We start from the raw sequence: 11,489 nt of genomic DNA on the forward strand, positions 1-11,489 counted from the left end.
GGGGGGGATTTCACATGGCAGTCATTTCATATATTGAAGCTGTTACATTAGCGCTTAAAGAAGAGATGGAGCGCGATGAAAAAGTATTTGTTCTTGGTGAGGACGTTGGTGCACGTGGAGGAGTATTCCGTGCAACGAATGGTCTTTATGAGAAGTTTGGAGAAGAGCGTGTAATTGACACACCTCTAGCAGAATCAGCGATTGCTGGTGTAGGAATTGGAGCAGCGATGTATGGTATGAGACCTGTTGCTGAAATGCAGTTTGCAGATTTTATAATGCCTGCTGTTAACCAGATTATCTCTGAAGCAGCAAAAATTCGATACCGCTCAAACAATGATTGGAATTGTCCCATTACAATCCGTGCACCTTATGGTGGTGGAGTTCATGGAGCACTGTACCACTCACAATCAGTTGAAGCGATTTTTGCTAGTGTTCCGGGACTAAAGATTGTAATGCCTTCAACTCCTTATGACGTAAAAGGCTTATTGAAAGCAGCAATCCGTGATGAAGATCCAGTTCTTTTCTTTGAACATAAACGTGCTTACCGTTTGATTAAAGGAGAAGTTCCTGAGGAAGATTACACACTTCCAATTGGTAGAGCAGATGTAAAACGTGAAGGTGAAGACATCACAGTTATTACATATGGCCTTTCTGTTCATTTTGCTTTGCAAGCAGCTGAACGCCTTGCTAGTGATGGCATTTCCGCACATGTATTAGACTTACGTACCGTCTATCCGCTTGATAAAGAAGCCATTATTGAGGCGGCAAGTAAAACAGGTAAAGTGTTGCTTGTTACAGAAGATAATAAAGAAGGAAGCATTATGGGTGAGGTTGCAGCTATTATTGCAGAACATTGCTTATTTGATCTAGATGCACCTGTTCAACGTCTAGCAGGACCTGATGTCCCGGCGATGCCTTATGCTCCTACGATGGAGAAGTATTTCATGATTAACCCAGATAAAGTTGAAAAAGCAATGCGAGAGCTTGCAGAATTCTAATCGGAGGGATCCTATGGCTACTGAAATTACAATGCCACAGCTTGGCGAAAGTGTGACAGAAGGTACGATTAGTAAATGGCTTGTTCAACCAGGCGATAAAGTAAATAAATATGATCCGCTTGCAGAAGTGATGACGGATAAAGTAAACGCAGAAGTACCATCTTCATATACAGGTACAATTAAAGAATTACTAGTGAAAGAAGATGAGACGGTAGAAGTTGGCGTTGCAGTTTGTACAATTGAAGTAGAAGGTGAAGACTCTGCTGAATCAACTGAATCAACTGAGTCGACAACCAAGACAACTGAACCTGCAGACTCTGCACCAAAAAACGAGCAAACAGATACATCTCAAAAAGCTCGTTATTCACCAGCCGTACTAAAAATGTCTGCAGAGCATGGCATCGAACTTTCACAAGTTAAAGGTAGTGGCAAAGGCGGAAGGATCACTCGTAAGGATCTGCAAAAGATTATCGATAATGGTGGTCAGACGAGTACTCCAAAAGCAGAGGAAAACCCTGCTTCAGAAGCAAAGTCTGTGGCAAAAGCTCCTGCTGTCTCATCAGCACAAACGCAAGTACCAGCTACTGAAAAAATAGATATCCCAGTTGCACAAGGTGATATTGAAATTCCAGTTTCAGGTGTACGCAAAGCAATAGCTGCTAACATGGTGAAAAGTAAGCATGAAGCTCCACATGCATGGACAATGGTTGAAGTCGATGTAACAAACCTCGTTCATTTCCGTAACAGCGTGAAGGGTGAGTTTAAACAAAAAGAAGGCTTTAATATTACATTCTTGCCATTCTTTATTAAGGCGACAGTTGAAGCATTGAAAGAATTTCCACAATTAAACTCTATGTGGGCTGGCGATAAGATTATTCAGAAGAAAGATATCAATGTTTCAATAGCAGTTGCAACAGACGATGCTCTTTATGTTCCTGTTATCAAGCATGCTGATGAAAAATCGATTAAAGGAATTGGTCGTGAAGTTCAAGAGCTTGCAACAAAGGTGCGTACAGGTAAACTATCTGGAGCTGATATGCAAGGTGGAACATTCACAGTGAATAACACAGGCTCATTCGGATCTGTACTATCTACGCCAATCATTAATCATCCTCAAGCTGCGATTCTTTCTATTGAGTCAATCGTAAAGCGTCCAGTGGTAGTTGAAAGCCCAACAGGAGACATGATTGCTATTCGTAGCATGGTCAACCTTTGCTTATCACTAGACCATCGAGTCTTAGATGGACTTGTTTGTGGACGATTCCTGGCACGTGTGAAAGAAATTTTAGAAAATATGACAGAAGAAACAACATCAATTTATTAATGAGTAAAGCCAGAAAGAAGTTTTCTCTAAAACTTCTTTCTGGCTTTTTTTACATTTTTCATCCTTTTCTCGTACATACTACAACTAAGAAAACGGGAAAGGGTGACTAAATAATGAAGAAACTACATGGTTTATTTATCGTGGCACAATTAGTTAGTGTGTTAGCCTTTATTCAGCAGCCACTCATAGATAGTGTTAGTGCAGAAGAAAATATTGTAGCACAAGAATGTGATTGTGATAAGCATCACACAAAGCACAAAGAATTTCATCAGTACATGCGCATACACAAAGATTTTTATTACGAATTGCTTACAGATAAATATGCACCAGAGCAAGCTGAACAATGGAAGGACATTCGCTCTGAGCGTGATCTCTTATTAAAGAAACTCACTGAAGCAAAAAAGAGAGGAGAGCTTCTGCACGGAGATGTGAAATCAAAGGAGTGGATGGAGCAGCACCATTTTCTGCAAAAGCAATTAACAAAGGCAGTAAAAGAACGGGATGAAAAGAAGATAGCAGAGGTACTTCCACATGTATTTGCTCATTATGAAGCACTAAACAATGAGTTTCAACAGCGAGTAAATGCCTTATCAGATACTCAAACTGAAGAAGAGTAAAAGCTGTGCCTATGCACAGCTTTTATTTTGATTAATTGTTGTTCAAAATAAAGAAGAAACCTTTACAAATCGTAGTAATTCCGATATAATTCATAATCGTGATAAAACGTAATCGTTACGAAAGGGGTACGTCATGAATTTTAAATCTAGTTTATTTGCTTTTATGCTTGTATTATCATCTTTTCTAGCTGCTTGTGGGGGGCAAGATGAAGCTGGAGATTCTAGTCAAACAGAAGGCACAGAAGAAGAAAGTTCAGAAACATTAGAACTCTATACTACCATTTTCCCTTTAGAGGATTTTGCTAATAAAATTGGTGGAGAGTATGTGAATGTAACAAATATGGTTCCAGTTGGAGCAGACGCTCATACATTTGAGCCGACAGCACGTCAAATGATTGAAGTGGCTGAAGGAGATGCGTTTATTTACAATGGAGCTGGCCTGGAAGGGTTTGTTGATGCTCTTATTAACACAGTTGAAAATGAAGATGTAGCTATCGTTCAAGCTTCAGAAGGCATAGAACTAATTGATTTTGATCAAGATAGCGCACATGGTCACGAGGAACACGATCATGAGAACGAAGAGCATGGTCATGAAGAAGACGATCATGAGCATGAAGAGCATGGTCATGAAGAAGATGATCATGAGCACGAAGAGCATGGTCATGAAGAAGACGATCATGAGCACGAAGAGCATGGTCATGATGACGAAGATCATGATCACGCACATGATCACGATGAAGATCCACATGTGTGGTTAGATCCAATTCACTCCATTACACTAGCTGAGAATATAAAAGCAACTTTAATTGAGTTAATGCCTGAGCAAGAAGAGTATTTTACTACAAATTTTAATCAAGTGAAAGAAGATCTCGAAGCATTAGATAATGAGTTTCAGGCTATGGCTGATGAGGCGAACAAAGATACATTTCTCGTATCTCATGCGGGATATGGCTATTGGGAAGAACGCTATGGTTTAAAACAAGTCGGTATTTCAGGACTTTCACCAACAAATGAACCATCTCAACGTCAACTACAAGATATTATTCATTTTGCGAATGAGTATGAAATAAATTACGTACTGTTCGAACAAAACATTACACCAAAAGTTGCACAAGTGGTTCAAGATGAAGTAGGAGCAGAAGCATTATATTTACACAACCTTGAAGCACTAGTAGAAGAAGATGTACAGAATGGGGAAGACTACTTTAGCCTTATGACTAAAAATATCGAATCCCTCCGTACAGCACTTCAATAAGATTTGTCATGAAGCTGGTGGGCTGAGTCTCACTGGCTTTTTCTATCTATACTTTAAGTAGTTTATGTTGTTCATTGGATAGGGAACAGGTACAATGGAAGAAACATATTTAGGAGGTTCTCGTTATGCAACAATTTAATTTTTATATGAATGACGTAGTAGAAATTGCACGGAAAGAAATGGTTGAAGCTGGTTACAAAGAATTAAAAACACCTGAGGATGTTAATGGTGTAATGAATGAGGATGGCACGACTTTAGTAATGGTTAACTCTGTGTGTGGATGTGCAGGCGGTATTGCACGCCCAGCAGCTGCATATATGAAGAATTATGAAACGACACCTGATCGGTTTGTAACGGTATTTGCAGGTCAAGATAAAGAAGCAACAGCAACAGCTCGTGATTATTTCAAAGGGTATGCTCCTTCTTCTCCATCGTTTGCCCTTTTAAAAGATGGAGAAATTCAAATGATGGTAGAAAGACATGAAATTGAAGGTCATGAGCCAATCCAAGTCGTTCAAAAACTTGAGAAAGCCTTTGATCAATATTGTAAATAAACAACTAGAAAACAGCTGTAGCTAAAGCTTCAGCTGTTTTTGTTTCCACTTTTACTGTTAAGCTTAATCTAAGAAATGGTTTCGCTTCCCCCCATGAAATATGCTATAATAGGCCAGAATAGAAAAAGGAGTTGGCATGACATGCAATCATTATATGATCAAATACAAGTATATCTAAATATGGAAGAAGAAATTCCATTTAAGGAATTCAATAGTTACTATCAAAAGGTGATCAAAGAGCTAGGAAATTCTCATGAGCAATTTGATGAGGAAACACTTTGGAAAGCCTTATTCATCGTTGAGAATGTAATGTCTAACGCTGAAGGTCGTGCAAAAGATACAAAAGGCAATGAAGCGAAGAAATACGCAAAAATGGCTCAGCGTCTTCAATTATGGGCGAAGAATTTTGCAACCCGTCTAGGACAAGCTGGCTACACTGAAGATGATATTAACGAACGCTTTAATACAATGTTTGAAGAAGGCGCAGCTGCAAATTCTTAAGGCGATAATGTTTAAAAAGGGGAAAGTCTTGACAACTTCCCCTTTTATAAGCTACATTATATGATGTTGTCTTATATCTAGCGCCTATGGTGAAAGGGATATCATACGAGATTCCGATTCTCGCGTTGCAGGTTCGAGTCCTGCTAGGCGCACCAATAATTACATAACAACCACTTCTAGTCGACTCTAGAAGTGGTTTTTTTTATTCCTATAAGCGTGTAAAGGGAACTTTTAATAGGAAAAGAGGAGTTTTCATTCAAGTGGCGAATTTTATCTAGAAGCAGGAATAAAAAGATAAAAATGTAACCACAACATAGTTTAGGAGTCAAAGATAGGAGGTGGAGAGATGAGCGTTGTCTTACAAGGAAAATGGAACCTAACCGTGTTTAAAGAAATGGTTCTAGGTTCATCTTCTCCTACAGTACTCTGTTGCTGGAGGGAATCAAATCAGGAGCTAGAATTGATTTGTGTAAATGACGTGACAAAGGAATGCTTATTAAAACAAAAATTAACGATAAATGATTTAAAAGAATTAATCTATGCATTCGCACCTACGAATTTTTATGATAAGGCTGAATGGAGTGGGCAGTTTACATTTCCAAATGGCTATTGTTCGATGGAAGCAAACTTATTATTTCGCTCAAAAGGAGAAAGGTACTATCTTCTCTATTTAAAAGAAGATCCTACATTAACAGAGCCTGCTTTAAGTCTTCACGATGTTTTTAATCAAAATGATGATGCAATATTTCTCCTCAACCAAGATGGTTATTTTGTTGATATGAACAAAAAAGCAGAGGAATTGTCTGGTTTAAAAGGAGACGCATTTAAAGGTGTTCATTATGAACAATTGCTTCTTAGCGAGGAACGAATGCGTGTAGCAAATCATTTTGAGAAAGCGTTTGCTGGAGAGGTACAGGTGTATGACGTAAGTTTTAGAAGTCAAAGGGGTAGCCTTTCTTTATCAATTATAAACATTCCTCATATTGTTGATGGGGAAATCATAGGGGTCTATGGAGTAGCAAAACAAAAAGAGATCCCTTGTGACTTCGATGAATTAGCTCTTATCATTCAAGATAAATACAAAATAATTGTTGAACATTCTTATGATATTATTTGTTTAACAGATAAGGAAGGACACTACCTATTAGCCTCTAATTCGTATTTACCGGTGCTTGGTTATGAGCCTTACTCATTAATTGGAGAATCTGTACTCGTCTATATACACCCAAGTGATCATAAAAGAGTATTAGAAACATTTGAAGAAATGGTTCGGACTAAGCTACCCTCTGAAGCGGTCATTTATCGAAAGCTTCATGCGAATGGGTACTATCAATATTTAGAAGGTAAAGGTATGCCGATTATTTTATCTGATGGAGAAGTGGTCTCATTTGTTTTTATTAGTCGAGATATAACAGATATAAAAAAGCGAGAGGACTTGCTACGACGTTCAGAGAAGTTAGCTTTAGCAGGAGAGCTAGCAGCGGGCATAGCCCATGAAATACGTAATCCGTTAACAACATTGAGAGGCTTCTTTCAATTAACAGAAAGCCAATTAGAACCATATCGAGAAGTCCTTATGGGAGAACTTAATCAAATAAACGATATAATAGAAGAGTTGTTACTTGTTGCAAGGCCTAGAGCAATAAGTGAAGAACGTGTAGATATAGCTCAATTAGTTGAATCATGTGTAAGGGATATCTCGACTGAACTTCATCTTAAAAATATTCAATTAGAGATCCAAATGGTTCACGAAGCATATGTAAATTGTGTGCCCCATCAATTAAAGCAAGTATTTATCAATCTCTTTAAAAATGCAATTGATGCGATGAGCAATGAAGGCAAACTTATGATCATCTTAAATAGAGTTAATGATACCATCCATATTGCTATCAAAGATAATGGAAAAGGAATGGATGAAGAAGAGTTAGCGAAGCTAGGAGAGCCGTACTATTCAACAACGATAAAAGGAACTGGCATCGGGTTAATGGTCTGCTACAAAGTGATTGAAAACCATAGAGGAGACCTCTCTATTCATAGTGTACAAAATGAAGGCACAGAAGTAAGTATTCAATTACCAATAGTAAAATGACTAACCGCAATGATCGTGATTGCGGTTAGTCACCACTTTAAGCTGGCTTTAAAAAAAAGTAATTGACAATCCCATAGTAATACAGTAAAGTAATAAGTGTCGTTAATACATAACATGATCCGTTAGCTCAGTTGGGAGAGCGCCACCTTGACAGGGTGGAGGTCACTGGTTCGAGCCCAGTACGGGTCATACCGTAGAACCCTTGGTACACAAGGGTTCTTTTATTTTTGTATGACTAAAGATCACTACTGAAAATGGATTTTGATACGAAATTGATACGAATGATTTTTTTGATACGAAATGATACGAATTAATTCGAGTTATAAAAAAGCTTACCGAATTGTTCCGCAGTATCCTTTTGTAAGTTAGGTAAGAGGTGGCTATAGGTGTCTAGTGTTATTCGTACATTAGCATGTCCAAGTCGTTCAGATACGATCTTAGGGTTAACTCCTTGCTTTAGCATTAGACTTGCATGAGTATGCCTTAGATCGTGAAAACGTATCTTAGGTACATTTGCTTTTTCAATGATTGAATAAAAGGACCTCAACAAATTCCGTGGCGATAATGGAGTACCAACGCTTGTACGGATTACTAAATCAAAATCCTCATACACTGAACCACTACTCAACTTTTCTAACTTATAAAGCTTTTTAAGAGCAAGCAGTTGATTCATGGTATTCTGATCAATTGAAATTCTTCTGTTACCTGCATCTGTTTTAGCTCCAGCTGAAAGCTCTTGGCCACGATGTGATAATGTTTGAACGATTGAGATTGTACCGTTTAGTTCATCAATATCTTTCCAACGCAACCCAAGTATTTCTCCTTGGCGCATTCCGGTTGTTAACGCCATTAAAAATGCATAATAGTAGCGAGCTCCGTTAGCTGCTTTTAGAAATGCCTTTATCTGATCTTCATTCCACACTTCAACTTCCCTTTTTACCACTTTAGGTGCATCGATTAATTCAGCTGGGTTTTTCATAATCATTTCCCACTTAACAGCTTTTGAAAGTGAGTCTTTAATGATCGTGTGTACTTTCCTGAGGTTCTCATCTGAAAGTATTTTGTTCTCTTTGATTTCATTGTAAAGTGACTGGATATCCCTTGGACCGATCTTACTTAACTCCAGGTGACCAAGAGAAGGGAGAAGATGGCTATCTAGTAAATACTTATAATTGTTATACGTGCTCTTCTTTACGTTAATCTTCTTATCCTTCAACCAACTCTCCATAAACTCGGAATAAAGCATTTTACTTGGCTCGATATAAGTGCCTTTATTGAATGCATCTTGCGCTTCTACGAGGGCAGCTTCAGCATCCTTTTTGGTCTTGAATCCTCTTTTAACTTTCTTCTTATATTTTCCGTTCTCTTTATAGTTGAGGGCGTAATACCATTTATTCTTTTTAGCGTTCTCATCTTTATAGACTGGCATTTATTTATCACTCTCCACATATTCAATAATTTCATTAGGCTGAACGCCAAACCTTTTGCAAAGCTTGTCCAAGACTTCCATAGAAACGTTTTGACCTTTACCCATTCTAGCAAGTGTCGTGCTAGACATTTCTAATTCCTCTCTTAATTGAGTTTTTGTCATATCCTCATCCAATAATAATTTCCATAAAGGTTTATAAGAAAATGGCATGTTGTTCTCCTTTGTAAATAATTTTATGTAATTATAAAATGAAATGTTTACATTTGTAAATAAATAATTGACTAAGTTCTGTTTTTATCCGTAAATTAAACTTATATATTACTGTTGCAGAGCTGATCACGACTATAAAACCGTGGTAAATTTATATTATCGAAAATGGTTCAAGAAGCAGCTGCTATTGATCGTTCGATAAGCAAATGGATCCTGCAGGTTCATTTCTAAGTTTTATTCTTGACGGTGGGAAAGACCACAAATGAATTGATGAGTGTACATTATGTACCGAGTTTGGCATCTGCTCTTTTGAGTGGGTGCTCTTTTTTATGAATAGACAAAAGCAACTGATGGCCCAACTGGGAGGGAGTCGTGTCAAAGGGGGAAGCCTGATAAGCTTGCCTGGCTATGCACCTTCAGTTGTTTTTATGTGTTTGTAAAAATAGGTAATATGTTGCAGGAGTTTGCCACCTTTTGCCGAATTGTTAGGTGAAAGGTGGAGGTATTATGAATGATTTAGAAAGAAAAAAATTTATCAAGCATCTTGAGAATGATGATGAACTACAGATAATAATTAGAACGCATTTATATATAGAATCTCAGTTCGCTTCATTTTTGAAAAGAGCGTTAATTAACCACAAAGTTTTGAATTTAAACAAGATGAGTTACCATAATAAATTGAATCTGTGTGTAGCGCTCGGTTTATTTGATGAAGCTCACTCATCATCCTATAGAGAATATAATACTCTTAGAAATAAAATTGCTCACAATTTAGATTACAAAGTTAGTCAAAAGGACTTAATCTCAGTAAAAAAGGCAGCTGCAGAGTGGGAGGGTCTTTCAGGAGTAGTAAACGAATTCAAATTAATTGACGGCAATAATTCCTTAATTAACGATTTAAAAGTCTTATCAGCTTCGCTATTTGTCTTTTTGCGCGGTCTAGTAGAAGAAAGAAAAAGAGATTATTGATCAATCCATTCGGGTTGGTCTTTTTATTATTCAAAAAATACAAAGGAGTGTTGCGACATGACTGAAGAGTGTAAGTCGATTGAAGTAGAGCGCGGAACTGTGTTAAGTATCGAAGGTTCGAATTGGGTGGTGGAGAAGACTGATTTAACCCTTGCTGAAATGAGCGGAAGCTTGAGTTTGAGGTGGGTAGGAGTCAGTGGACCAGAGTCGGAAACAATGGATGAAGATAGTCCAGTAATAACTATTGATGTCAGTGTAGAGAGCAAAGACACTTTAGAAGAGTTGAAGGCAATAAGAAAGGAAGCTAAGAAAGCTACAGTTGCGTTATATCAGTTAAAGGCAGCACAAAAAAGCATCCAACCTGATAAGGGGAAGGTATTCTGCGAAGGTGGTAAAGTAAGTAGGGCAGCAGTTAAAGAATTGCGTGCGGGTGAAGAGATCGTTGCGAGAGTGAACGATCATGAATAAAGCCAAACAGAAACGACTAATTAAATGCATAGCTGCAGCACTACTGATCTTCTTCGGTGGTGCTTTTTATGATGCTGTTATTGAGTTGCCTTTAAGGTTAAGAGATTACACTCTAATAGGCTAGGTGGTGATCGTATGAGTCTATCCAGTCATGAGGCCAAGAAGAAGCGTAGGCGTAGGAAGAAGAAGAGGCAGCAGGAGCCTAACTACCAGGAGCTTATGGGTGTGTATCGTGATACCTATAAGCGTGGTAAAGGTGGTGCTATCAAGAAGAGATAGGCGTACTGTACTACAGGTGGTGTACAGTATAGTGTTATCCCTTGGTATATATGGGTTATAGCGTTTAGTGTACTGCAATTGGTGTACACCTTAACTGTACTGCAGGTGGTGTACAGAGGTGTACTGCAGGTGGTGTACAGCTGAAATAGTTTCTTCATTAGAGCGAGATCGCTAAAGAAAACATAAAGAAAACATTAAAGAAAACATGTAGAGAATCTAGCAAATAGTTATTCGCTAGTGTTTTTTTGTTTTTAAATTCTTTTGGTTAGAAGTGATTGAGATGTCAGTTGAATACAAGACAGAAGAACAGAAGAAGAAATTCTATCGCTCGAAGTCTTGGGAAGAAATCAGACAAGAAGCACTGGAACGAGACAATTATGAATGCCAAGAGTGTAAGAGACAAGGACGAGTTCATGTTGATTCCAAGAAAGAAGAAGGAAAAAGAAAATCAATTGAGCTCAATGTCCATCACAAATACGAGATTGAATATTATCCGAAGCTTGCTCTTGTGTTAGACAACCTTGAAACACTTTGTCTTAACTGCCATAACAAAATACATGGAAAAGGATTCAAGAAAAAGAAACCTAAGTGGGATGATGAGAAATGGTGAGACCCCCCGGTGTGAATATCGAAAAAGTTTGAATGTGCCGGGGACCGGCGAGGGGGGTCTGCTGTCCAAAAAAATTAAAAAAACCACTATTATATTAGGGGGTGCAAAAATAGAGGGGGGTTAAAGCCCCTACCCCCTTTGGAAACCCGTAAGTAGGGAAAGTTAACACTTTCTATCCGGTCGCTC

General features: G+C 38.1%; 13 protein-coding genes and 2 tRNA genes. 13 read left to right on the top strand and 2 right to left on the bottom strand.

Going from position 1 to position 11,489, the window contains the following annotated elements; genetic code table 11:
* Positions 1-14 precede the first annotated feature (14 nt).
* From RYX56_RS12445 to RYX56_RS12485, 9 genes are all read left to right on the top strand, one after another.
* The gene (locus RYX56_RS12445) at positions 15-998 is read left to right on the top strand and encodes an alpha-ketoacid dehydrogenase subunit beta (RefSeq protein WP_317122346.1); all 984 of its coding nucleotides are present in this window, start codon (positions 15-17) and stop codon (positions 996-998) included.
* A gap of 13 nt (positions 999-1,011) precedes the next feature.
* On the top strand, positions 1,012-2,322 hold the full coding sequence (locus RYX56_RS12450) for a dihydrolipoamide acetyltransferase family protein (protein ID WP_317122347.1): 1,311 nt from the start codon (positions 1,012-1,014) through the stop codon (positions 2,320-2,322).
* Between the two features lie 113 nt (positions 2,323-2,435).
* Positions 2,436-2,939 carry a hypothetical protein gene (locus tag RYX56_RS12455; protein ID WP_317122348.1) on the top strand — a complete coding sequence of 168 codons (504 nt, stop codon included), beginning with the start codon at positions 2,436-2,438 and terminating at the stop codon, positions 2,937-2,939.
* A 133-nt stretch (positions 2,940-3,072) separates the two neighbouring features.
* The gene (locus RYX56_RS12460; protein WP_317122349.1) at positions 3,073-4,194 is read left to right on the top strand and encodes a metal ABC transporter solute-binding protein, Zn/Mn family; all 1,122 of its coding nucleotides are present in this window, start codon (positions 3,073-3,075) and stop codon (positions 4,192-4,194) included.
* Between the two features lie 125 nt (positions 4,195-4,319).
* Entirely contained in the window at positions 4,320-4,748 is a 429-nt protein-coding gene (locus tag RYX56_RS12465) for a BrxA/BrxB family bacilliredoxin (RefSeq protein ID WP_317122350.1), read from the top strand.
* Positions 4,749-4,889: 141 nt separating this feature from the next.
* Positions 4,890-5,249 carry a hypothetical protein gene (locus RYX56_RS12470; RefSeq protein ID WP_317122351.1) on the top strand — a complete coding sequence of 120 codons (360 nt, stop codon included), beginning with the start codon at positions 4,890-4,892 and terminating at the stop codon, positions 5,247-5,249.
* A gap of 80 nt (positions 5,250-5,329) precedes the next feature.
* Positions 5,330-5,404 (top strand) — tRNA-Arg (locus RYX56_RS12475).
* Positions 5,405-5,595: 191 nt separating this feature from the next.
* Complete coding sequence (locus RYX56_RS12480) at positions 5,596-7,338, top strand: PAS domain S-box protein (RefSeq protein ID WP_317122352.1); 1,743 nt, start codon at positions 5,596-5,598, stop codon at positions 7,336-7,338.
* Positions 7,339-7,454: 116 nt separating this feature from the next.
* Positions 7,455-7,527: transfer RNA gene (locus tag RYX56_RS12485), tRNA-Val, on the top strand.
* A gap of 121 nt (positions 7,528-7,648) precedes the next feature.
* On the opposite strand, the gene RYX56_RS12490 is transcribed toward RYX56_RS12485, so the two are convergent.
* Positions 7,649-8,767, bottom strand: coding sequence for a site-specific integrase (locus RYX56_RS12490; protein ID WP_317122353.1), 1,119 nt, complete (start codon positions 8,765-8,767; stop codon positions 7,649-7,651).
* Positions 8,768-8,977, bottom strand: a complete 210-nt coding sequence (locus tag RYX56_RS12495) for a helix-turn-helix domain-containing protein (RefSeq protein ID WP_317122354.1) — start codon at positions 8,975-8,977, stop codon at positions 8,768-8,770.
* A gap of 507 nt (positions 8,978-9,484) precedes the next feature.
* Here RYX56_RS12495 and RYX56_RS12500 point away from each other — a divergent pair.
* The 4 genes from RYX56_RS12500 (at position 9,485) to RYX56_RS12515 (ending at position 11,303) form a co-directional block, all read left to right on the top strand.
* Complete coding sequence (locus RYX56_RS12500; protein WP_317122355.1) at positions 9,485-9,946, top strand: hypothetical protein; 462 nt, start codon at positions 9,485-9,487, stop codon at positions 9,944-9,946.
* A gap of 57 nt (positions 9,947-10,003) precedes the next feature.
* Positions 10,004-10,414, top strand: coding sequence for a hypothetical protein (locus tag RYX56_RS12505; protein WP_317122356.1), 411 nt, complete (start codon positions 10,004-10,006; stop codon positions 10,412-10,414).
* Positions 10,415-10,549: 135 nt separating this feature from the next.
* A complete protein-coding gene (locus tag RYX56_RS12510; protein ID WP_317122357.1) occupies positions 10,550-10,693 on the top strand; it encodes a hypothetical protein in 144 nt (47 codons plus the stop codon).
* A 280-nt stretch (positions 10,694-10,973) separates the two neighbouring features.
* Positions 10,974-11,303 (top strand): HNH endonuclease, encoded by a 330-nt coding sequence (locus RYX56_RS12515; RefSeq protein WP_317122358.1) that lies wholly within the window; start codon positions 10,974-10,976, stop codon positions 11,301-11,303.
* The last annotated feature ends 186 nt before the right edge of the window (positions 11,304-11,489 follow it).

The organism is Alkalihalophilus lindianensis (assembly GCF_032843265.1).
GTDB classification, from domain to species: Bacteria; Bacillota; Bacilli; order Bacillales; family Bacillaceae_D; genus Alkalihalophilus; species Alkalihalophilus lindianensis.